Here is a 22,865-nt window from a genome sequence, read left to right on the forward strand (position 1 = left end):
TCCCGGGACTACTTGGCCCCGCCCTCCGAGGCGTGCTCTCCAAGCGCCCATTTGGAGAAGCGGATCTGGATGCCGTAGGGCGAATGCGCCTTCAGGATCTCCATCATGCCGTCATAGGTCTCGGCACGCGCCCAGTCCTGCTGCAGCTCGAAGGCGAACTGGCACGAGGTGATCGGCACCGCGCCGGCCTGCACCGCGCGGTCCATCGCCCTGTTGTGCGCCTCGAGCGACAGGTCGCCGCAGGCATCGGCCGGGATGTAGATCTCATAGCCTTCGCGCAGCATGTCGAGCGTCGGGAACAGCACACAGGCCTCGGTCCAGAGTCCCGCGATGATGAACTTCTTGCGACCGGTGGCAGCGACCTGCTTGCGGAAGCCGGCATCGAGCCAGGAGTTCATCGCCGTGCGGTCGACGATGTCGTGCTCTGGAAACATCTCGGTCACCTCCGGCATGAAGGGACCGGAGAACGAGTCCTTGGCGACCGTGGTGAGCACGGTCGGAATCTTGAACAGCTTGGCCGCCTTGGCGACGATCTGGATGTTGTTGAACACGCCGAGGCGGTCATGAGACTGCACGCCCTGATACATCGCGGGCTGATAGTCGATCAGCGCCACGGCGCAGTTCTGCGGGGTCAGCATTTCGAGCTTGGACACGAGGTTCTCCTTGAAGGGTCGAATCGATCAGGTGAGAGAAGCTCGCGGCGCCAGCGTGGTTGGCGCGAAACGCCGCCACGAGAAGACACCGAAAGCAATGAACAGAGCGAGCGTGACGAGCTGAGCTGCGGCGAACGGCGGCTCGCTCTGCGTCGGCGCCAGGACATTGAGCACGCCGATCTTCTGGAACGACTGCACGATCGCGACGAAGACGTTGAGATAGAGCGAGAGCAGCGCGGTGACGACGTAGACCCGTCGCCACCATCCCGACAGCGCGAACGCATAGAGTGCGGCGCTGGCCGCAATCAACAGCGCGAGCAGGATGATGCCGATGATGCGCGGCGGGTCGAGACCGAACGGCGGCAGCGGAAAGCCGGTCACGCCGGTGAGGAAGGTCGTGACCAGGAACAGCGCCGCCCAGGCCGCCAGATGGCGGCCTGCCAGCATGCCGGCGAGCATGACGAGCCCGGTCGCGATTCCGATCAGGCTCAGCACCACGTGGATCTGAAGAAACAGGGCCGTCGGAATTCCCCAGGTCATGCAAGCCTCCTCTGATCAGCCCTTGATGAAGGTCAGCAGGTCGGCGTTGATGGTCTCCGCCTCCGTGGTCGGCATGCCGTGCGGAAAGCCCTTGTAGGTCTTCAGCACGCCGTTCTTCAGCAGCCTGGCCGACAGCGGCGCGGAATCCGCGTAAGGCACGATCTGGTCGTCCTCGCTGTGCATGACCAGCACCGGCAAGGTGATCTTCTTGAGATCCTCGGTGAAATCGGTCTGCGAGAAGGCGACGACGCCGTCGTAGTGCGCCTTGGCGCTGCCCATCATGCCCTGCCGCCACCAGTTCTGGATCACGGCCTCGGACGGCTTGGCGCCGGGCTTGTTGTAGCCGTAGAACGGCCCAGCGGCGACGTCGCGATAGAATTCCGCGCGGCGCGTGGCGACCTGGGTCTGAAAGTCGTCGAACACCGACTTCGGCAGCCCGCCCGGATTGGCCGCGGTCTGCAGCATCAGCGGCGGCACCGCGGCGATGATGGCAGCCTTGGCCGCGCGGCTCTCGCCATGGCGCGCGAGGTAATGCACCACCTCGCCGCCGCCCGTGGAATGGCCGACATGGATCGCGCGCTTGAGATCGAGATGCGCGGTCAAGGCCGCGAGATCGTCGGCATAGTGGTCCATGTCGTGACCGTCGGCGACCTGGGCCGAACGACCATGGCCGCGGCGATCATGGGCGATGACGCGAAAGCCGTGATTGAGGAAAAACAGCATCTGCGCATCCCAATCATCCGCTGACAGCGGCCAGCCATGGCTGAACACGATCGGCTGGCCGGAGCCCCAATCCTTGTAGTAAAGCTCTGTGCCGTCATTGGTTTTCAGAACGGGCATGATTTTCTCCTGCGCGCCAGCCATGCGGTCGCACCAACGAATTTCGTGTCGCGATCGCCAATACCCGGTGCTATGCAATCTCATGTGCATCTGCACAATGACCCGAGGAGGCCAAAGCACTGGCCCCAGAAGGCCAAGGGATGGCTCAGCAGATTCGAACCACATCGTCGTCCTGGATGCGCGGCGTCGCGACGACGCTGAACGAGCAAGGTCTGGATGCGGCTGCGCTGTTCGCCGACGTAGGCCTGTCGATCGACGATCTCGACGATTGCGATCGCCGCTGGCCGACCGAGGCGCTGAGCCGGTTGTGGGTGCTGGCGGCCGAGCGTTCGGGCAATCCGGACATCGGGCTGGCAAAGCTCGATGCGCCGCGACCTGACAACTATGGCGTCGCCGGCTATGCCATGATGTCGAGCCCCACGCTCCTCGCCGGGCTGACGCGACTGATCCGCTACATGTGCCTGGTGAGCGACGCGGTGACCATCACGCTCGAGCAGGGCAATGGCGGCCGTTGGGTGCGGACCGACGTGTTCGGCGGTGAATGCCCGATTCCGCGGCAGCGCTATGACTACGGCGTCGTCAATCTGCTCAATCTATGCCGGTGGATGCTGGATCGTCCGCTGACGCCGCTCGCCACGCGTTTCTCGCATGCGGTGCCGCTATCGATCGCGTGCTACAACAGGGCGTTCCAATCCCCACTCGAATTCGACGCGCCATTCAACGGCTTCCTGGTGTCGGATCAGGATCTCGCCTGCAAGCTGACGACCTCGGCGCCCGAGCTTTCGGCAATCCACGATCGGATCGCCGACGAGGCGCTGGAGCGTCTGGTCAAGGCCGACACTGCGTATCGCGCCCGCGCCGCGATCGTCAGGCTGCTGCCCGACGGCAGCCCGCTGCGCTCGGCCATCGCAGCCGAGCTGGGCTTGAGCGACCGAACCTTCCAGCGCCGGCTGGCGGACGAAGGCCTCTCCTTCAGCGATCTCGTCGACGATGTCAGGCGCGAGCTCGCCCAGCGCCATCTCGCCGATTTCCGCATGACGCTCACCGACATCGGCTATCTGCTCGGCTATGCCGACCAGAGCACCTTCTTCCGCGCATCCAATCGCTGGTTCGGCGAATCACCGGGCGAATACCGCTCGCGGCTGATGGAGGGCGTGCGGCGGGAAGTCGCTGTCGCGCGCGGACCATGATCCGCCGGCGGGAGACGGCTTCAGACGCGTTCTTCAGAACATCCCGTTGGGATTGGCCGACTGCTCGGGAACGGGCTGAACCGAATCCCAATGCTCCTCGATCTTGCCGTCCTTGAGACGGAAGATGTCGACGATGGCGTTGCCGCGCGTGCCGGGCTCGCGGACGGCGTGAACGCGCAGCACGACGAAGTCGCCGTCGACATGCACCTGCGTGATCCTGCTGTGCGACTGTGGAAATTTGGCCTTCAGAAATTCGATGAACTTGCGAAATCCCTCCGGGCCGTCCTCGGCATTCGGATTGTGCTGGATGTAGGTGCCGAGATATTTCGACGCCGCCTCGAAATCCTTGCGATTGAGGCCCTGCTCATAGAAGTCGAGCACGATCGCCTTGTTGCGCTCCTCCTGGGCCGAATAGGCCCGCTGAGCCAGCACCGGTGTTGCGACCGTGGCGAACAGCACCGCGGCCACCGCGGCGAAACGCGTCATCATTCCGTCATCTCCCCCGGGGCGCAGACATGATGCAGCCGTTGCCCACCCCAGCTATTTCGGCTGTCGCCAGCTAAGCGGACTTCCCACGGGAAGTGACCTCAAAGATGAGTGACCTCAATAATAGCGGTGGAGATGATGCACCGGGCCGTGGCCGCGTCCGACCGTGAAGCGATCGGCAGCCGCGATCGCGCCGGAGATGAAGGCCTTGGCGTTGCGTACGGCCGCCTCGAGGCTCTCCCCCTTCGCCAGCCCTGCGGCCACGGCCGACGACAGCGAACACCCCGTGCCGTGGGTGTTCGTCGTGTCGATGCGCGGCGACGGCAATGGGATGCTGGTTGCTGATGTGATCAGGTAATCGGTGCTGTCGGCGCCCTGCCCGTGGCCGCCCTTGATCAGCACGGCCGGACAGCCGAGCGCGAGCAGCCGGCGGCCTTGCGCGGCGATCGCCTCGTCCGAGGTCGCGACCGGCTCGTCGAGCAGCGCGGCCGCCTCGGGCAGGTTCGGCGTGATCAGCGACGCCCGCGGGATCAGCCCGCGGCGCAGCGCGTCGATCGCATCCTCCGGCAACAGCCGGGCGCCCGAGGTTGCGACCATCACCGGATCGAGCACCACGTGCCGCGGCCGCCAGCGCGCGAGGCTTGCCGCAATGGCGTCGGCAATCGGCGCCTGCGCCACCATGCCGATCTTGACCGCGCCGACCGCGAGGTCATCGAACACCGCATCGATCTGCGCGGCGACGAAATCGGGCGGCACCAGATGCACCCCGGTCACGCCCCTGGTGTTCTGGGCGGTCAGCGCCGTCAGCACCGAGGCGCCATAGACGCCGAGCGCCGCGAAGGTCTTGAGGTCGGCCTGGATACCGGCTCCCCCGGAGGAATCCGAACCGGCGATGGTAAGTGCGACGGGGGTGCTCATGCCCCCTTCCTAGCGCGGGCCGGCCGCGCCCGGCAAGCAGGCCGGCCCACCGGAGAAAGCGTATCGACTTCGTCGGAAAACGCTATATTGAGGCGAAAGATGCCTTCCGGAGACAGCCCGCAATGGTTCCCTTCTTCGTCCAGATCAAGTGCAAGCTTGGCCAGTCCTACACGGTCGCCAATGCGCTGGCGGAAGCCGAGATCGCCTCCGAGATCTACTCGACGGCGGGAAATTACGACCTGCTGGTGAAGTTCTACGTCGACAATGCCACCGACATCGGCCACTTCGTGAATGAGAAGGTCCAGATCCTGCCCGGCATTCAGGACACCCACACCATCATCACGTTCAAGGCCTTCGGCGCCACCTGACGAGGCGCGCTTTCTCACCCGGCGCGGCCTGCCCGTCGGGCGCCTGCCTCAACACCTGCCTCACGACAAAGGCGCCCGTCGTGACCGACGGGCGCCGAGGTCCTGAAAATGAGTCAAGCATGGTTTCGTCATGAAAGACGGTGGCGGCCGGAGACCGTTGTCCGCCAATTCGCACCAGTGGGCCGGAAAGCCGGACCTTTCGATCGTGAGGGGCAATGGGGGGACCGTCGAACGGCCCGGCTTTCCCTTCGGCAACTTGGCGACAGGCGTTCTATAGCGGGTACGCGGAGCACCGGGTCAAGGCGGGCGGCCGATCCGATACGGTCGATCAAGAAGTTGAGACGAAAACTCAAGAATGACTGCGGCGCCGCGTGAAGAGTGAGATCAAAGCCGTTTCGTCCCTGCTGCCGAGCTACGGCTTTTGCGCCGAGCAGATGGACACCGAGGCGAACATTGCGGCGTGGCGCGAGGCCACGTCGACGTTCTTCGAGGTCGACCAGCTCGCGGCCGGCGAGGCCGCTCCGTTCAGAGCGGACGTGCTGTCCTATGCGCTGGGCTCCGTGCTGCTGGGATCGGCCCGTGCGAGCGGCCAGCGGTTCCGGCGATCGGCCGAAACCGTCGCCCGCAGCGGCGTGGATCACATCATCCTGCAGCTCTACGTGAACGGCAGCTATGAGGGCGTCGCGGGCGCCTCGCCGATCCGGGTCGAGGCCGGCGACCTCTGCGTGCTCGATCTCGCCCAGACACTCGAAACGCGCGCGACACCGTTCGAGAACGTCACGTTGGTGGTGCCGCGTCCGATGTTCGATGCGCGCCTGCTGCAGGTCGACGACCTGCACGGCCTGGTGCTGCCGCGCAGCGGCGCGCTGGCGCCGCTGTTGGCGCGGCATTTCGGCGCGCTGCTCGACTGTGCACCGCGCATGAGTTTCGACGAGTGCCAGGCCGCGGTCGAGGGCACGATCGCGCTGATCTCGGCGTGCCTGCGCGGCGAGCTCGAACGCCGCGATGCCGACCGCAGCGTGACGCCGGACGCCTCGCTGCTCCGCGTCCGCCAATATATCGAAGCGCGGCTGTCGAGCCCTGAACTCAGCGCCGACGCGGTGGCGCTGCATTTCGGGATGTCTCGCGCGTCGCTCTATCGCCTGTTCGCGCCGATCGGCGGCATCGCCGACTACATCCGCAGCCGCCGCCTGCACCGCGCATTCTTCGATCTCGCCGGGACGGGATCGCGGACGCAGCGCATCAGCGAGGTCGCGCGGCGCTGGCAGCTCGGGACCGATGCGCATTTCACGCGGCTGTTCAAGGCCGCCTACGGCATCACGCCGAGCGCCGCGCGCGAGGCCGCCATGCTGGGCTCGCCACGCCTGCCGGTCGACGCGGACGCCGAAACCGCCTCGCCGCTCAGCCGTTGGATGCGAGGGATAGCAGCGCCCCGGACCGGGGAATGAGCGCGACGACGGCCGCCGAGTGCGGGTCGTCGTCCTCGGATGCGTCGTCCTCAGATGCGTCTTCGGCCGGCTGCGGCTCGTCGGCATCGGACGCAGCGCGCGCGATCTCCAGATGCTGCTCGAGCTGCTCGACCGGCATCGGCCGGCCCAGCAGATAGCCCTGCGCAAAGTTGACGCCGAGCGCGCGAAGTTGCACCAGCTGCTCTTCGGTCTCGACGCCTTCGGCGGTGATCTGGATGCCAAGCCCCCGCGCCAGCGTCACGACCGAGGAGATGACGGCGGCACTTTCGTCGCGCACGCTCAGATTGGCGACGAAGGACTTGTCGATCTTGATCTTGTTGAACGGGAACGCCGTCAGCGAACGCAGCGACGAATAGCCGGTGCCGAAATCGTCGAGCGCCAGCGAGATGCCGAGGCCCTTCAGCCGGTCGATGAAGCTCTCGTTCTCGGCCGCGCGCTCCAGCAGCACCGACTCCGTGATCTCGATCTCGAGACGCTTCGGATCGAGGCCGGACCTCGCGAGCGCCGACTGGATGACGTCGAACAGTTCGGCCTGCTTGAACTGGACGGGCGACAGATTGACGGCGATCTTGACGTCGTCCGGCCATGCGGTGGCGTCGTCGCAGGCGCGCCCGATGATCCATTCGCCGAGCGGCACGATCAGGCCGGTCGACTCCGCAAGCGGGATGAACTTGTCCGGCGGCACCAGCCCCTTGACCGGATGACGCCAGCGCACCAGCGCCTCGACGCCGCGGCGCTCGCGTGTCTCGGCGTCGTAGAACGGCTGATAGTGCACCTCGAACTGGCACTGCGCGATGGCGTCGCGCAGATCACCCTCGAGCGTGTTGCGCGCCTCGAGCTCGGCCGACATCGCATCGTCATAGAGCGTGTAGCAGCTGCGGCCGGCGGATTTCGAGCGATAGAGCGCGAGGTCGGCCTTCTTGAGCAGGTGCTCCTGGTCGCGGCCGTGCTGGGGCGCGAGCGAGATGCCGATGCTGGTGCCGATCTCGACCCGTTGCCCGCCGAGCTGGAACGGCTCGGCGATCAGCTTGGTGATGCGCTGCGCAAGCTCGATCGCGGCGGCGCGCTGGTCGGCGGATCCGGCCTGGATCAGGGCGAACTCGTCGCCGCCGAGCCGGGCCAGCACGTCCTCGTCGCGCAGCTGCGATCTCAGCCGCTGAGCGACCTGCACCAGCAGTTCGTCGCCGGCGCCATGGCCGAGCGAGTCGTTGACGTTCTTGAAGCGGTCGAGGTCGAGCAGGAAGACGGTGAAGCGGCCGCTCTTCTCGTCGTTGATGCGCTCCATTTCCTCGAGGAAGAAGGCGCGGTTCGCAAGGCCCGTCAGCGCGTCGGTCTGCGCCAGCTCGAGCACGCGGCGATTGGCGAGCGCGAGCTGCAGGGCGTTGCGGCTCGACAGCGCGAGATACACGGCGAGGAAGATCGTCGTCGCCATGCCGGCCGCATACAGCGCCAGCGCGCGGTTGTGGCTCGCCATCAGGCTGCCACCGGCGGGCGCCGCCTGGAACACCCAGTCGGCATCGCCGATGCGCAAGGTCGTCGACCAGATGCTGGGGTCCGCGGGCCAGCGCTGCGGGTCCACGCCGGAGGCGTTGATCACGCGCTCGGGCGGCAGAAGGTTGATCGCGAGCGCCGGGCTGTTGGGATTGTTCGCGCGCACCGACTGCAACAGCGTCGGCAGGTCGAACACGCCGATGATGAAGCCGCTGAGATTGCGGCGGCGGTCGGCGACCGTCGTGCGCGACGTCCCCTTGGCGTAGACGGGGATGCCGATCATCACGGCGTTGTTGCGCTCGTTCTGATTGATCAGGTTCTGACGCGTGCGCAATGCGCCGATCACGTCGTAGTCGCGCGACTGCTCCAGCACGGCGCGATGGTCGGGAATGCTCCAATAATCGAGACCGTAGACCGGCGAGGTCTTCGCCTCGGTGGAGAAGTAGACCGGATAATATTCGTCGCTCTCCGGCGCGACCGTGCCGTCGGGATAGGACTTGATGCGAAAGGCGGGAACGCCATCGGTGATCGCCGCCGCCTCGTATTCGCCGCGCTCCTTGCGCTTGATCCGCGGCAGCCACGCCAAGCGCAGCATGCCGCGATGCGCCTCGAACAGGCGCGCGCTGAAGGTCTGGTACTCGCTGCGGGTGATGTCGTCGTTGGCGGATTCGAAGCGGGTGCGCAGCGCGGTCAGCCGGCTGACATATTCGTTGACACCGTTCTGGACCAGGATCGCCTGAGCTTCGGCCACGCCTTCGAAATCTGTCCGCGCCAGCCGGTTTTCCCAGCGTCCCACGGCAACCGTCCCGACGACCGACAGCACGACGCCGACGCATGCCGCGATGATCGCAGGGCGATAAAGCCGGTATCGCGATAGCGACGCGCGCAGCCTCTCGCGCCCGCTACCGCTGCGAGCATCATCCTTTTCCTGCAGCGTCGGTGCGCTGTACTCTTCAACCTGCAATATGGCCCCCGCCAAACGGCTGCCCCTCACCACGATGCGGCCGATGCTGGCCGCGGTAAGTTAAGGACGGTCAAAGATGATCCGTCGTGGCGTACCAGAAACCGGGCTTGGTTAACGGCTGACTGTTGAGGGCCGCCCAAAACGCGATCAAGCGCGGGCCACGTCTTTAGCGAGGTCTTCATTCAACACGCCTAGACTGAGTTGTCATCAAGCGTACTCGTGCATCGAAGATCGCAATGAACTGGTTTTCAAGCCTTCGGATCTCCATCGTTCTCGCCCTGATCGCCGGCGTGCTCCCGCCCGGGTCTGCGCGCGCCGACGAGCTCGGCGTCACCAACGACTCCATCATGTTCGGCCAGGTGGCGGCGCTGGAGGGCCCGTCGGCCGCGCTGGGCCAGGCGGCGCGCCAGGGATTGCTGGCGGCCTTCAACGAGCTCAACGCCAAGGGCGGCGTCTACGGCCGCAGGCTGAAGCTGGCGAGCCGCAATGACGGCTACGACCCCGATCGCTCGGTGGTCGAGACCATCAAGCTGATCTACGAGGACAAGGTGTTCGCGCTGATCGGCGCCGTCGGCACCCCGACCGCGATGGCCACCGCGCCGATCGCGGCGTCGAACGACGTCCCCTTCATCGGGCCGATCTCGGGCGCCGAATTCCTGCGGGCGCCCGAATTCCAGAACGTCGTGAACATCCGCGCAAGCTACGCGGCCGAGGCCGAAGCCACCATCAAGCATCTCACCGAAGAGCTTCACCTCACCCGCATCGCCATCTTCTATCAGGATGACTCGTTCGGCCGCGACGTGCTGGCCGGCGTGAAGACGCATCTCGATCGCCGCGGCCTCGAGCTCGCGGCCGAAGGCACGTTCGAGCGCAACACGCGCGCGGTCGGCGCGGCGCTCAAGGTCATCCGGCGCGCGGAGCCGGAAGCGGTGATCCTGGTCGGCACCTACGGCCCGTGCGCCGAGTTCATCAAGATGGCGCATCGCAGCGGCTTCAACCCGACGTTCTCGGCGGTGTCCTTTGTCGGTGGCAATGCCCTTGCAAAGGAGCTCGGTCCGGAGGGACGCGGCGTCATCGTCTCCGAGGTGGTCCCGTTTCCGTGGGACACCGACCTCCGCGTCGTCGCCGACTACCAGGCCGCGATGAAGACGCTCGATCCGAGCCAGACGCCGGATTTCATCGGGCTCGAGGGCTACATCACCGGCCGCCTGGTGGCCCGCGCCCTGGCGATGACCGGGCCGAACCCGACCCGCGCCGAGCTGCTCCGCATCATCAACGAGGTCGGCCAGTTCGACATCGGCGGACTGGTGGTCAGCTTCGGCAACGCGCGCAAGGAGAATCCACCGCCGGTATCGCTGACGGTGATCCAGAGCGACGGCAGCTTCAAGCCGATCTGACCTGCGTCCGCGCGCTCGCCGAACTGATCAGCTTGCCGGCTTCTTCGGCTTCGGCGGGCCTTCAACCGGCGGCAGCGATTTCAGATAGACCGCCATCGCCTTGCGATCCTCGGGCGTGAGCTGCGAGGTGTTGCGGATCACCCGCGCCATCGAGCCGCCGGCGCTGTCGCCGTCGGGCAGCTGTCCGGTCTCGAGGAAATAGCTGATGTCGCTCTCGCTCCAGTCCGCCAGGCCCTTCTGGGTGATGTTCGGCACGAAGCCCTGACCTTCGGGATCCGGCCCACCCGCCAGACGCTGCGCCGAAACGATGCCGCCGAGCGCGTTGCGCGGGCTGTGGCACTCGGCGCAATGGCCGAGCGTATTGACCAGATAGGCGCCGCGATTCCACTCCGCCGGGCGCGCGGCGTTGGCGGCAAACGGCCTGTCGTCGAAGAACAGTAGCTTCCAGACCCCAACGGTGCGACGGATGTTGAACGGGAATGGCATGTCGTGCGCGCGCGAGGCGCCGGCGACCGGCGGCAGCGTCTTCATGTAGGCGAAGAGATCGCGGACGTCGTCGATCTTCGCCGCCGCGTAGGAGGGATAGGGAAACGCCGGGTAGTAGTGGCTGCCGTCCGGCGACACGCCCCTCACCACCGCATTGACGAACTCGGCCTCGCTCCAGCGCCCGATACCGTCAGTGGGGTCGGGCGAGATGTTGGGCGCATAGAAGGTGCCGAACGGCGAGCTCAGCGGCAGACCGCCGCCGAGCTTCAGTCGATCCGGCTGGTTCGGCACCGCGTGACAGGACGCGCAGCCACCGATGTTGAACATTTCCTGCCCGTTGGCGAGATCCGGCGCGCGCGTCGCCGCTGCGAGCGTGATCGTCGACGGTTGGGTCAGCCACCAGAACACCGCCAGGCCGGCGGCGCCGAGCACGCAGAGAGCAAGCAGGAGGCGGCGTAGCATGGTGGCTCCGTCACAGCAGGAGGATATCGTCGGCCCGGCGATCATCACCGGAGCTCGGCGGCGCCGTGATACGTCAGGACGCCCGCGCGGCGCAAACAAACGGGGGCGGACGCCATGTCGCGTCCGCCCCCGTTGATGGCTGGTCAGATCAACTGTTCTTGAGACGGAAGGTCTCGTGACAACCGCCACATTCCTTGCCGATGCCCGGCGCGGTCGCCTTCAGGCTGTCGAGATCCTTGATCTTGGCCTTGGCCTCGGTGACGACCTTGCCGAAGGTCTCGATCTTGGCCTTGAAGCCGGCCTGGTCTTCCCAGATCTTCGGCGACGGACCGTAGTCGCCTTCGAACTTGGCGCCCTTCAGGCTCGCCGGATACATCGTCGGCAGCTTCTTGGCGGTCTCCTCGAGCTGCGCCAGAGCGGCATTGACGGCGGCCTGATCATACGGCTTCTCGCCCTTGACCATCGCGATCAGGACACCGCCGAGGTTCTTGGCGTTGGCCTTCATCGTGTCCTGGCTATGCTTGACCAGATCCTGCTGTGCCATCACGGCGCCGGCCCCTAGCAGCAAAGCTGCGACAGCCACGACAGTCCGCTTCATCAATTCGCTCCTTTGTTGTCACAATCCCGTCCAGCCCACCTGGACGGGTCGCTTGGTTGGTCAACCCCTCAGCCGGCGGGTTATTCCGGAATTGAGGCGGATATCGGAGGAGATCCGGAGGGAGAGTACTCAGAGACTATGACGGCGATGCTGCTCCCGGATCGCGATCCAGACGCGCTCCGGGGTCGCCGGCATGTCGATGTGATCGATCTTGTACTCGCGCCAGAGGGCTTCGACGATCGCATTGACGACGGCCGGACAGGAGCCAATCGCGCCCGCTTCGCCGGCGCCCTTGACGCCCATCGGATTGGTCTTGCAGGGCACGTTGTGGGTCTCGAAGGTGAAGGACGGCGCGTCGGCGGCGCGCGGCAGCGCGTAGTCCATGAAGCTGCCGGTGACGAGCTGAGCGTCGGAGTTGCTGTAGACCACCTGCTCCATCAGCGCCTGACCGATGCCCTGCACCGCACCGCCATGCACCTGGCCGGCCAGCAGCAGCGGATTCAGCGTCACGCCGAAATCGTCGACGATGACGTAGTTGACGATCTTGATGATGCCGGTCGCCGGATCGATCTCGACCTCGGCCACATGCGTGCCGTTCGGATAGGTGCCATCGGCGCTGGCGAAGGTGGCGCTGCCGTTGAGCTTGGCGGGATCTGTGCCCGGACGCTTGGCGAGATCGGCGAACGAGATCGCGCGGTCGGTGCCGGCGACGCGGATCACGCCGTCGGCGATCTCGAGATCGCCGAGGCCGGCCTCGAGCGCTTCGGCGGCGATCTGCTTGAGCTTGTCGCCGAGCTCATGGGTGGCGCGCTGCACGCTGACGCCGCCGGAGGGAATCGAGGCCGAGCCGCCGGTGCCGAGGCCGGTCGCGATCTCCTGGGTGTCGCCCTGGTGGATGTGGACCCGCTCCGGCGGCAGGCCGAACTGCTCGGCGACGATCTGGGCATAGGCGGTCTGATGGCCCTGCCCGCTCGACTGCGTGCCGATCAGGATGGTGACGTCGCCATTGGGGTCGAGCCGCACATTGGCGGTCTCCTCGCCCATCACGCCGCAGACCTCGACGTAGCTCGCGAGCCCGATGCCGCGGATCAGCCCGTGCTTCTTGGCGGCCTTGGCGCGCTTCGGAAACTCCTTCCACTGCGCGATCTCCATCGCGCGCTTGAGATGCGCATTGAAGTCGCCGGAATCATAGACCTTGCCGGTCGCGGTCTTGTAGGGCAGCGCGCGCGGCGGAATGAAGTTCTTGCGCCTGATCGCATCGACGCTCATGTCGAGCTTGCGCGCGCAGGCATCGACCAGGCGCTCGATGACGTACGCTGCCTCGGGGCGGCCCGCGCCGCGATAGGCGTCGACCGGAACGGTGTGGGTGAAGATCGTGCGCACCCGGCAGTGGAACGCCTGGATGTCGTAGAGGCCCGGCAGCATGCCGGCGCCGCCATGCGGGATGTACGGCGCGAAGGTCGAGAGATAGGCGCCCATGTCGCCCATCAGGTCGACGTCCATGGCGAGGAACTTGCCGTCCTCGGCCAGCGCCATCTTCGCCGTGGTGAAGTTGTCGCGGCCCTGCGCGTCGCCCATGAAATGCTCGGAGCGGTCGGCGGCCCAGCGCACCGACTTGCGCAGCCGCTGCGCGGCGACCGCGAGCAGCGCATACTCCCGGTAGGGAAACAATTTTGTGCCGAAGCCGCCGCCGACGTCGGGGCAGATCACCCGCATCTTCTCGGTCGGGATCTTCAGCACGTTCTGGCAGAGGATGTCGCGCAGCCGGTGGCTGCCCTGGCTGCCCGCCGTCAGGGTCAGATGATCGCGCTTGGTGTCGTATTCGCAGACCGCGGCGCGCGTCTCCATGAAGCTCGCCACCACGCGCGGATTGACGATGCGGATCTCGGCCACCGCATGCGCTTTCGCGAAGGCCGCCTCGGTCGCGGACTTGTCACCGATCGAAACGTCGAACAGCACATTGCCCTTGTGTTCGGCCCACACCTGCGGCGCATCCGGCTTGATCGCGTTCACGACGCCGGTCACGGCCGGCAAGGTCGTCCACTCGACCTTGATCGCCTCCAGCGCGTCGCGCGCGTGATCCAGCGTATCGGCGACGACGAAGGCGATGGCGTCACCGACGTGGCGCACCTCGTTCTTGGCGAGGATCGGATAAGGCGGCGCGGTGAAGGGATCGGTCTCGAGATTGAACAGGCAGGGCAGCCCACCGAGCTCCGCGGTGTCGGCGGCGGTCAGGATCAGCGCCACGCCCGGCAAGAGCCGCGCCTGGGTGACATCGATGGTGAACTTGGCATGGGCATGCGGCGAGCGCAGCACCAGCGCATGCAAGGCGGCAGCCGGCGCCAGATCATCGGTATAGCGGCCCTTGCCGCGAATCAGCGCGTCGTCCTCTTTCCGGAGAACGCTTTGTCCGACGCCGAACTTGATAGGAGCTGCCATCTGGTTTCACTTCCCGCTTGCATTGTCGCAAATATTGGACGGCATATTGCAGCGGAACGAAGACTCGCGCAAACGCCATATGGCCGCCCCTGGACCCACGTGCGGTCAACTCTCCGCAGGCATGCCACCAGCTCGATGCTGCAGCGCAAACATCAGCGCCGCACGAGGGCCTTGAGCCAGCGCGGGCCGAACAGCACCAGAATGGCGCCGGCATAAATGACGGCCCCCACCACGATCAACAGGCCGAGAACGGCTTCGTCCTGCAAGCGGCCGAGCGAAGCGAGATGGGCCGATGCCACCAACGCCGTCGCCCACAGCGCCGCCGCGAGCACCACGCCGGTTCCGGCAAATTTCAGCAGCGACATGGTGAGCCGCCGATCGAAGCGCAGATAGCCCTTGTGCACGGCGAAGCCGAGCACGAGCAGCAGGTTGATCCAGGCGCCGACGGCCGTCGCCAGCGCGAGGCCGACCTGGGCCAGCGAGCCCATCAGCAGCACCTTCAGCACGACGTTGGCGGTCAGCCCGGTGAGCGAGGCCTTCACCGGCGTGGCCGTGTCCTTCCGAGCGTAGAAGGTCGAGACCGCGCTGCGGATCATCACGAACGGAATGAGGCCGACGGCATAGGCGGCAAGCGTCGCACCCGCCGCCGCCGCATCGCCCTTGGTGAAGGCGCCGCGCGCGAACATCGCCCGCGTGATGACGTCGGGCACCGCGAGGAAGGCGGCGACGAACGGCACCGAGAACAGCAGCGTGAACTCGAAGGCGCGGCGCTGCTGCTCCATGGCCCCTTCATGATCGTTCGCCGTCAGCCGCCGCGACATTTCCGGCAGCAGCACGGTGCCGATGGCGATGCCGATCACGCCGATCGGCAATTGGTTGAGACGGTCGGCATAATACAGCGCCGAGATCGCGCCCGCGGGGAGGAACGTCGCGATGATGGTGTCGGCGAACATCGCCACCTGCGTGCCCATCGAGCCGAGCGTGGCCGGCCCCAGCGCCTTGAAGAAGGCGCGGATGTCGTCGTCGAGCTTGAGCGGCGCGAAGCGCGGCAGCCCGCCGTGACGGGCGAGATCGCCGGCGAGCAGGAAATATTGCAGGAAGCCCGAGATCAGCACGCCCCAGGCCGCGGCATGACCGACGCCGGGGAAGAACGCCGCCAGCGCCAAGGTCCCCATCATCGCGAGATTGAGGAAGATCGACGCCGCCGCAGCGCTGGCGAAACGCTGCATCACGTTGAGCATGCCGCCATACAGCGTCACCAGCGTGATCAACAGCAGGTACGGAAAGGTGATCCGGGTCAGCGTGATCGCCAGGTCCCGCTGCGCCGGATCGTCGGTGAAGCCGGGCGCCAGGATCGTCATCGCCTGCGGCATGAACACCCAGGCGAGGACCAGCAGCACGATTTGCGAGGCCAGCAGCAGGGTGAAGATGCGGTCGGCAAACAGGCTCGCCGAGGCCGGCCCCTTTTCGCCATGGACATGCGCATAGGCCGGCACGAAGGCCGCGTTGAACGCCCCCTCGGCGAAGATCGCCCGGAAATGATTAGGCAGCCGGAACGCAATGAAGAACGCATCCGCCACCGGCCCAGCGCCGAGAATCGCCGCCAGCATGATGTCGCGGGCAAAGCCGGTGAGGCGCGACAGCAGCGTATAGCCGCCGACGGTGAAGATACGTCCGAGCATGGGGGGCTTCTAGAGCATTGGGGGGCGGGTTTGAAGCGGAGAACGCGGGCGATGCCTGCTTGGGGGTAAATTGTGGCGACCCGGTCGCGGCCCCCTCTCCCGACTTGCGGCCAGCGCCAGCACATATCGTCTCGGATCTTGCGCTCCGCCGGCTGGCAAGCATGCTCGGGCCGATGTCCGACCTCCGGTTCGCGGACACTTGAGACATGTCAAATGGGTCATGTCCCGACCAAGGTAGGCATGCAATGTGGCGTTGTTAGAAGCTTGGTTCCCAGAGTGAGCTACTCAACTCTCGCATGGTTCTTTGTGGCGGCAATTGCCGTTCACAACGTCGAAGAGGCCGTTTGGTTGCCGGGATGGTCGGCAACGGCTGGGAGATGGCACCATACCGTAGGAAGCAGTGAGTTTCGGTTTGCGTTGGCGGTGTTGACGCTGGTGGCAGCGGTCGCGGCCGTTCTCGCGAATTTGCAGGGCAAGCAAAGTCTCGGATCCTACTTGTTGTGTGGCTACGCACTGGCCATGCTGCTGAACGTCGCCGTCCCGCATGTTCTGTCGACACTGGCGATGCGCCGCTATGCGCCGGGGACTGCAACTGCAGTGCTCATCAATTTGCCGGTCACCGCCACGCTGCTGCGAACGGCGTTGGCGGAGGGCTACATTGACAGCGGCACGTTCGTTTGGGCCGGACCGCTGGTCGTGATTGCCATCGTTGCCCTCATCCCTGTTCTCTTCAGAGCTGGCCGAGTGATCAACGGTTCGCAGTAGCCAACGATCTTTCGCTCAGCCCGTAGGGCCGATTAGTACTCCGGATGTCGATGCGCTCATCGGGGCGAGGCTTGCTGCGAGCACGCAACTCACCACCGTCATTGCGAGGAGCGTCAGCGACGAAGCAATCCAGGGCCGCACGCGCAGCGCTGGATTGCTTCCGCCGTCGCCCTTCGGGCTATGGCGGACAAGTCGCTTCGCTCGCAATGACGATGAGTGTGCCGATGCGGCGTCAGCACGAACAACACCGGAGAAGGCGCCAGATGCGTGCCAAGCACTCCGCTGTCATCCCGGACAAGCCGGCCGACGCGAAGCGGCGGCGGGCGCTGATCCGGGATCCATACGCCGTGCGGCCGATGGGGCGCGTGGATCGGGCCGCCTGCCCGTTTCAGAGATCACGCGGTATGGGTCCCGGCGTTCGCCGGGACGACAGTGTGATTTGGGGCTGCCAACGGGGCAGATCGCCCGCCGGCGCTGTGAGCCGCGCCGCAGCAAGCGGCGTGACGTCAAGGATGCGTAAGGCCTCAGGCCCGGACTGCGCCGCGGACGACGTCGATGATGCGCCCTTGCGTCGGCTCGTCGAGATAGGCGTGCATCGGCAGGCTGATGACATCGCTGGACAGCTGCTCGCTGACCGGCAGGCCGCCATCGGCGCTCGGGAAGATGCGGTAGGCGGTCTGCTGATGCATCGATTTCGGATAGTAGATCGCGGTCGGAATGCCCTGCGCCTTCAGCGCGGCAGCGAAGGTGTCGCGGTCGACGCCCTTGGGCAGGCGGATGGTGTATTGCGCCCAGACCGAGGTGCAGCCCTCGGCGAGGCGCGGCACCTTCACGACGTCGGCCAGCGCCGCGGTGTAGCGCTCGGCCACCGCGTTGCGCGCGGCGATCTCGTCCTCGAAGATCTTGAGCTTCTCGATCAGCACCGCAGCCTGGATGGTGTCGAGCCGCGCGGTGAGGCCGAGGCGGACATTGTCGTATTTGTCGCTGCCGCCACCATGGGCGCGCACGCTGCGCAGCCGCTCCAAGAGGCCAGCATCGTCGGTGAGGATGGCGCCGCCGTCGCCGAAGCAGCCGAGCGGCTTGGCCGGATAGAAGCTGGTGGCGGTGGCGAGGCCGAAGGTGCCGATGCGGCGGCCCTTGTAGCTGGCGCCAAAACCTTGGGCTGCGTCGTCGAGCACGAACAGGCCTTCGTCCCCCGCGATCGCGGCGACCGCATCGTGGTCGGCGCTCTGCCCGAACAGGTCGACTGGGATGACGGCCTTCGGCTTCAGGCCAAGCCGCTTCGCGGTGGCGATGCCGCGGCGGAGCGAGGCCGGATCGATGTTGAAGGTGTCCTCCAGCACGTCGACGAACACCGGCGTGGCGCCGGTCAGCGCCACCGCTTCGCCGGTGGCGCAGAAGGTGAAGGACGGGCACAGCACCGCGTCGCCGGGGCCAATGCCCTGGGCCATCAGCACCATCAGCAGCGCGTCGGTGCCGCTGGAGCAGCTCACGGCGTATTTGGCGCCGCAGAATTCAGCCAGCTCCTTCTCGAGCTGGATGATTTCGGGGCCGCCGAGAAACTGGCAATGCGCCAGCACGCGGGCGACGGCGTCATCGAGCGACTTGCCGAGCCGCTGGCGCTGCGCGGCGGTGTCGATGAACGGAATAGGCTGATGACGCAGGTGCTGGTTCATGAGCTCTGACACATGTTCGCAAACGGAAATGAGGATGAAGCGAAGGCCGGGCCGGCTAGCCGGCCGCGCGCAGCTTGGTGGCGGCGGCCTCGGCCGGACGATGGCTCGAGGTTTCCAGGCACTGCGTGGCGATCGCCAGACTCGCGACGCCCTCGTCGCCCGTGACGGCGGGCGACGTGCCCGAGCGCACCGCATGCAGGAACGCGATCAGCTCGGCGCGCAGAGGCTCGTCATGGCCGACCGGGAGATGCCGCATCGAGTAGCTGCCGTCCGGCTTGAAGCCGAAGCATTCGGTGACCTGGCGCGTCAGCAGGTCGCCCATGATGTACTTGCCGCGCGTCGCCACGGTGACGTTGCGCGCCTTGAACGGCGTCAACCAGTTGGTGTTGATGTGGGCCAACACGCCCGATGCGGTGCGGAACTGCAGAAGCGCGATGTCCTCGCGCTCGGCGACCGCGCTGGAGAGCTGTGGCTGCACCTCGATGATGTCGGACTCGGTGAACCAGCGGATCAGGTCGATGTCGTGCACGGCGAGGTCGATGACGACGCCGACATTGGACATGCGCGGCGGGAACGGGCCGACGCGGGTGATCGCGATCGACAGGATGTCCTCGCCGGCGATCGCCTTCTTGATCGCGGCAACCGCCGGATTGAAGCGCTCGACATGGCCGATCATCAGGGTGACGCCGGCGCGGTGCGCGGCCGAGACGATCTCCTTGCCTTCCTCGACCGTGGAGGCGATCGGCTTCTCGACGAGCAGATGCACCTTGCGGGCGATGCAGGCGAGCGCGAGCTCGTGATGCAGATGGGTCGGCGCGGCGATCGTCACGGCGTCGACGCCCTCGGCGACGAGCTCATCGAGCGTCTCGAAGGTCGGGCAGTTAGCAAGCTCGGTGACGCGGCTGCGATGCGCCGGCAGCGGATCGACGACGCCGACGAGGTGCACGTCGGGCAGACCGGCGAGCACGCGGGCATGATTGCTGCCCATCACGCCGGCTCCGATCACGCCGACTCGCAGCGCCTGCCTCAGCTCGGCCTTGTGGCCCGCCCCCTTGGAACTCATGTCATCGACCCCATCAATGTCCCCGGATTGCGACGTCACGGATTGGCCGCAACGGTTAACGAACGGCAAATCACCGGTCGAAGCTCTCCTAGCATGCCGCTTGAAGCGAGGCGAATGCGGAAACCTTTTTCAGGACACGATTTGATTCAGAAAGTTACATCGGGTGCGGACGAAAAGCGCTGTCTTTTGAACGGCGTGCACGATGCCCTTCACGTGTGGCGAGCGCCCTGCTCACGCGTCACGACAGGCCGCGAAGGTAACGGTCGATGCGTCTTCACGCCTGCGTGTTGGCTACGGCAGGAGGTAACACGGTGGATCCCGCCGGCGAAGGAGATCACGTCACATCGCCGGAGAACACCCATGACCCTCAGCCTCGCCTCGCTCCGCTACGCCTCATCCTTCGCCGTGCTGCTCGCCTCGCTTGCCCCGTGGTCGCCGTCGGTGGCCGCGGTGGATCGGCCTGTCGTCATCGAGCTCTTCACCTCGCAGGGCTGCTCCTCCTGCCCGCCTGCAAATGCCTATCTGAACGAGCTGGTGCGGCAGCGCCGCGACGTGCTGCCGCTCGCCTTTCACGTCACCTATTGGGACCGGCTGGGCTGGAAGGATCCGTTCTCGTTGCCGGCCGCCACCGACCGCCAGGCCCGCTACGGCAGCCGCTTCGGCGACGGCTCCTACACGCCGGAGATCGTCGTCGACGGGGTGACGGGTCATGTCGGCTCCAACAGGGCCGAGGTGGGAGCCGCGATCGATCGCGCCAGGGGCGCGAGCGCGACGGCGGCGCGGCTCAAGCTCGCGCGCGATGGCGACAGGCTCACGGTCGAGGTCGACGGCGGCGAAGGACGCGGACGCCTCCTCCTGGTCGGCTTCGATCATCGGCATGAAACGGCGATCCGCCGCGGCGAGAATGGCGGCCGCACGCTGGAGGAGCTCAACGTGGTGCGCTCGGTGCGTCCGCTTGGGGATTGGAGCGGCACCGCGCTGCGCCTCACCGAACCCATGCCGGAGGGCGAGGATGCCGCCGTGATTCTCGAAGCGGCGGACGGGCGCATCGTCGGCGCGGCGCGATTGTAGTATGCGGTCAGGAGGAGGCGCAGTACCGGTGCCAGAACTGGCGGTAGCCCTCCTCCACCTTGCGCGTGTAGGTCTCGACATTGCCGGCGGCCGAGTTGGCAACCATGGCCGGCAGTTCAGCACGCAGCTTCGCCAGCGTCGCGGGTGCGGCAGCATATTTCAGCGCGATGGCGATGTAGCCGTCATCGTCGGAGGCCACGAAGTCGCCGAGCCCGACCGCCGTGTTGATCGCCGCGGCCGCGCGCGCCGCCGCGCCGTGGCCGAGCTTGGCGATGACGGGGACGCCGGCCTGCAGCGACTCCCAGGTGCTGACGCCGCCATTCTGCGGGAACGGGTCGAGCGACATGTCGATGCCTGCGAACTGCGCGATGTGCTGGTCGCGCGTCGACAGGCCGAGGCAGGTGATGCGCTCCTGCGCGATGCCATGCGCCACGAACCGCGCGACGAGGCCGTCGCGCAGCAAGGGCGCATCGAGCGCGCCGTTCTTGATGACGATCCGCGAGCCCGGCAGCGCGCCCATCAGGCGGGACCAGAGCGCGAGCGCAGGCTCGGAGATCTTGTCGATCCGGTTGAAGACGCCGAACGTGACGGTGCCGTTGCGCAGCATCGGCAGTGGCGTCGGCTGCCATCCCGGCAACGGATCGGTGGTGATCACGGCCGGCAGATCATAGACCTGCTCGGCAAACAGCGGACGCACAGCCTCCGGCACGGTCACCGGATCGGCGAAGAAGTAGTCGATGGTCGGAAGCCCCGTGCCGGTGCCGCTGCCCCACGCCGTGACCTGCACCGGCGCCGGCTTGCGCGCGAACACCGGCAGCCGGTTGCCGGCGGAATGGCCGGAGAGGTCGACGAGGATATCGACCTGATCGGCCTCGATACGGTCGCTCAGTTCCTCATCGGACATCTGCCAGGCGTCGACCCAGAGGTCGGCGGCAGAACGGCATCGCTCGGTCGTGCCATCCTGCAGCGGCGAGCAGGAATAGCAGACGACCCTGAACGCCTGATGGTCGTGGTGGCGCAGGATCGGCAGGAACACCAGGGCAGCCGAGTGATTCCTGAAATCGGACGAGACGTAGCCGATGGTGAGCCGCCGCTCCGGATCGCGGTCGCGGACCGGCGGCGGCCGGCGCGTGATCTTGCTGCCGATCCTGGTCCACCATTCCCGGCGTACCGCCTGGTGCTGAGCGAAATCGGTATCCGGCATGAAGTCGAGCAGGAAGATCTTCGCGGTGATCGCATCACCGAAATCCGGCTTGATCTCGAGCGCACGCTCGAAGTGCTGCAAGGCCGTCGCGAGATCGCCCTGCTTGCAGAAGCATTCTCCGAGCCAGGTCCAGGCAACCTCCGACTGCGGGTTCTGCTCCAGCACCTTGCGGCAGGCATCCATCGCCGGCGCGATATTGTCCTTGATGGCGCTGAGCTGCGCGAAGCCCAGAAGCGCGACGTCCAGCCGCGGATCGAGCGCCAGCGCGGCCTGGAAATCGGGCATCGCCTTGTCGAAACGTCCGGCCTGCTGATGCAGCCGGCCGCGCTGTGCCAGCACCTGCGCGGCGTTGGGTTTGATCGCAAGCGCGGCGTCGAAGGCCGCGAGCGCCTCGTCGGAATGGCGCAGATTGATGCTGGCGAGTCCCTTGCCGAACATCGCCTCCATGTGACGCGGGTTGAGCGACAACGCGCGATCGAAGCTCGCATTGGCCTCTGCATTGCGGGCGAGCGGAAGCAGCGCCATGCCGCGATTGCAATAGGCGTCGGCATAGTCGGGCTTGAGCGCGATCGCCCGGTCATGCGCGGCGATCGCCTCCTCCGGCCGCCCCAGGCGCATCAGCGTGTTGCCGAGGCCGGTGAGCGCCACGAGCAGATTCGGTTTCAGCGCGACCGCGCGCTCCTGGCATTTGCGCGCCTCCTCGAAGCGCTTGCGGTTGAACAGCGCGAGACCGAGATTGGAGAGCGCCTCGGCATGCCGCGGCTCGATCTCCACGGCCCTGGTCAGGGCCTGCTCGGCGAGGTCGAGCTGGCCGCCGTCAAGCGCCGTGACGCCGAGCAGGTGCAGCGCATCGAAATGGTCGGGAAGCAGCGCCAGAATCTGGCCGCAGATCGCCTGCGTCTCGGCGTGACGGCCGGCACGATACGCCGCCACGGCGCGCGGCATGAGCTCATCGGCCTGCTTGCGATGCTTCTTCTGCAATCTCGCATTCTGGAAGGCGCGAGAGCCGACATTGCTTGCCAAGAGACTTGCCTCCACGAGGAGCGTGCAGATCGCGGGAACGCGGTGAACTCACATGCGGCACGAGCGGATGCCGCGACACC

19 protein-coding genes are annotated in these 22,865 nt (G+C 66.4%); 6 read left to right on the plus strand and 13 right to left on the minus strand.

What is annotated here, in order from left to right; all coding sequences use genetic code 11:
• Window positions 1-8: 8 nt before the first annotated feature.
• The 3 genes from ACQR0W_RS20285 to ACQR0W_RS20295 are packed head-to-tail and all read right to left on the minus strand — an operon-like array spanning window position 9 to window position 2,033.
• The gene (locus ACQR0W_RS20285; protein ID WP_315828191.1) at window positions 9-653 is read right to left on the minus strand and encodes a hydrolase; all 645 of its coding nucleotides are present in this window, start codon (window positions 651-653) and stop codon (window positions 9-11) included.
• Window positions 654-680: 27 nt separating this feature from the next.
• Entirely contained in the window at window positions 681-1,193 is a 513-nt protein-coding gene (locus ACQR0W_RS20290; RefSeq protein WP_315753202.1) for a hypothetical protein, read from the minus strand.
• A gap of 15 nt (window positions 1,194-1,208) precedes the next feature.
• A complete protein-coding gene (locus ACQR0W_RS20295; RefSeq protein ID WP_316169679.1) occupies window positions 1,209-2,033 on the minus strand; it encodes an alpha/beta fold hydrolase in 825 nt (274 codons plus the stop codon).
• 140 nt (window positions 2,034-2,173) lie between these two features.
• Between ACQR0W_RS20295 and ACQR0W_RS20300 the strand changes: the two genes are divergently transcribed.
• Entirely contained in the window at window positions 2,174-3,223 is a 1,050-nt protein-coding gene (locus ACQR0W_RS20300; RefSeq protein ID WP_315712759.1) for an AraC family transcriptional regulator, read from the plus strand.
• Between the two features lie 33 nt (window positions 3,224-3,256).
• Here ACQR0W_RS20300 and ACQR0W_RS20305 read toward each other — a convergent pair whose 3' ends face one another.
• The gene (locus ACQR0W_RS20305) at window positions 3,257-3,712 is read right to left on the minus strand and encodes a nuclear transport factor 2 family protein (RefSeq protein ID WP_409977945.1); all 456 of its coding nucleotides are present in this window, start codon (window positions 3,710-3,712) and stop codon (window positions 3,257-3,259) included.
• Window positions 3,713-3,826: 114 nt separating this feature from the next.
• Complete coding sequence (gene thiD / locus ACQR0W_RS20310; protein ID WP_315712760.1) at window positions 3,827-4,627, minus strand: bifunctional hydroxymethylpyrimidine kinase/phosphomethylpyrimidine kinase; 801 nt, start codon at window positions 4,625-4,627, stop codon at window positions 3,827-3,829.
• A 122-nt stretch (window positions 4,628-4,749) separates the two neighbouring features.
• On the opposite strand from thiD, the gene ACQR0W_RS20315 reads away from it, so the two are divergent.
• Window positions 4,750-4,995 (plus strand): Lrp/AsnC ligand binding domain-containing protein, encoded by a 246-nt coding sequence (locus ACQR0W_RS20315; RefSeq protein ID WP_315712762.1) that lies wholly within the window; start codon window positions 4,750-4,752, stop codon window positions 4,993-4,995.
• A 383-nt stretch (window positions 4,996-5,378) separates the two neighbouring features.
• Window positions 5,379-6,443 carry a helix-turn-helix domain-containing protein gene (locus tag ACQR0W_RS20320; protein WP_315753295.1) on the plus strand — a complete coding sequence of 355 codons (1,065 nt, stop codon included), beginning with the start codon at window positions 5,379-5,381 and terminating at the stop codon, window positions 6,441-6,443.
• On the opposite strand, the gene ACQR0W_RS20325 is transcribed toward ACQR0W_RS20320, so the two are convergent.
• Entirely contained in the window at window positions 6,397-8,919 is a 2,523-nt protein-coding gene (locus ACQR0W_RS20325; protein ID WP_315712764.1) for a bifunctional diguanylate cyclase/phosphodiesterase, read from the minus strand. The two genes, ACQR0W_RS20320 and ACQR0W_RS20325, sit on opposite strands and share 47 nt — an antisense overlap.
• Before the next feature lie 236 nt (window positions 8,920-9,155).
• Here ACQR0W_RS20325 and ACQR0W_RS20330 point away from each other — a divergent pair, with 236 nt between their 5' ends.
• Entirely contained in the window at window positions 9,156-10,316 is a 1,161-nt protein-coding gene (locus ACQR0W_RS20330) for an ABC transporter substrate-binding protein (RefSeq protein ID WP_315753207.1), read from the plus strand.
• Between the two features lie 27 nt (window positions 10,317-10,343).
• Here ACQR0W_RS20330 and ACQR0W_RS20335 read toward each other — a convergent pair whose 3' ends face one another.
• The 4 genes from ACQR0W_RS20335 to murJ form a co-directional block, all read right to left on the minus strand.
• Entirely contained in the window at window positions 10,344-11,264 is a 921-nt protein-coding gene (locus tag ACQR0W_RS20335; RefSeq protein WP_315712767.1) for a cytochrome c, read from the minus strand.
• Window positions 11,265-11,412: 148 nt separating this feature from the next.
• Entirely contained in the window at window positions 11,413-11,862 is a 450-nt protein-coding gene (locus ACQR0W_RS20340) for a c-type cytochrome (protein WP_315753208.1), read from the minus strand.
• Window positions 11,863-11,991: 129 nt separating this feature from the next.
• Entirely contained in the window at window positions 11,992-14,301 is a 2,310-nt protein-coding gene (locus ACQR0W_RS20345; protein WP_315753209.1) for a xanthine dehydrogenase family protein molybdopterin-binding subunit, read from the minus strand.
• A 152-nt stretch (window positions 14,302-14,453) separates the two neighbouring features.
• Window positions 14,454-15,983 carry a murein biosynthesis integral membrane protein MurJ gene (gene murJ, locus ACQR0W_RS20350; protein WP_315753210.1) on the minus strand — a complete coding sequence of 510 codons (1,530 nt, stop codon included), beginning with the start codon at window positions 15,981-15,983 and terminating at the stop codon, window positions 14,454-14,456.
• Between the two features lie 276 nt (window positions 15,984-16,259).
• On the opposite strand from murJ, the gene ACQR0W_RS20355 reads away from it, so the two are divergent.
• Window positions 16,260-16,748, plus strand: a complete 489-nt coding sequence (locus ACQR0W_RS20355) for an HXXEE domain-containing protein (protein ID WP_315753211.1) — start codon at window positions 16,260-16,262, stop codon at window positions 16,746-16,748.
• 524 nt (window positions 16,749-17,272) lie between these two features.
• On the opposite strand, the gene ACQR0W_RS20360 is transcribed toward ACQR0W_RS20355, so the two are convergent.
• Both ACQR0W_RS20360 and ACQR0W_RS20365 read right to left on the minus strand, forming a co-directional pair.
• On the minus strand, window positions 17,273-18,424 hold the full coding sequence (locus tag ACQR0W_RS20360) for a DegT/DnrJ/EryC1/StrS family aminotransferase (RefSeq protein WP_315753212.1): 1,152 nt from the start codon (window positions 18,422-18,424) through the stop codon (window positions 17,273-17,275).
• 55 nt (window positions 18,425-18,479) lie between these two features.
• Window positions 18,480-19,487, minus strand: coding sequence for a Gfo/Idh/MocA family protein (locus ACQR0W_RS20365; RefSeq protein ID WP_315712777.1), 1,008 nt, complete (start codon window positions 19,485-19,487; stop codon window positions 18,480-18,482).
• Window positions 19,488-19,847: 360 nt separating this feature from the next.
• Here ACQR0W_RS20365 and ACQR0W_RS20370 point away from each other — a divergent pair, with 360 nt between their 5' ends.
• Window positions 19,848-20,558 (plus strand): DUF1223 domain-containing protein, encoded by a 711-nt coding sequence (locus tag ACQR0W_RS20370; RefSeq protein WP_315753213.1) that lies wholly within the window; start codon window positions 19,848-19,850, stop codon window positions 20,556-20,558.
• Window positions 20,559-20,565: 7 nt separating this feature from the next.
• Here the strand turns inward: ACQR0W_RS20370 and ACQR0W_RS20375 are convergent, their stop codons facing one another.
• Entirely contained in the window at window positions 20,566-22,785 is a 2,220-nt protein-coding gene (locus ACQR0W_RS20375) for a tetratricopeptide repeat protein (protein ID WP_316235137.1), read from the minus strand.
• Window positions 22,786-22,865 lie beyond the last annotated feature (80 nt).

The sequence above is a fragment of the Bradyrhizobium sp. HKCCYLRH1034 genome (assembly GCF_051168375.1).
Lineage (GTDB): Bacteria > Pseudomonadota > Alphaproteobacteria > Rhizobiales > Xanthobacteraceae > Bradyrhizobium.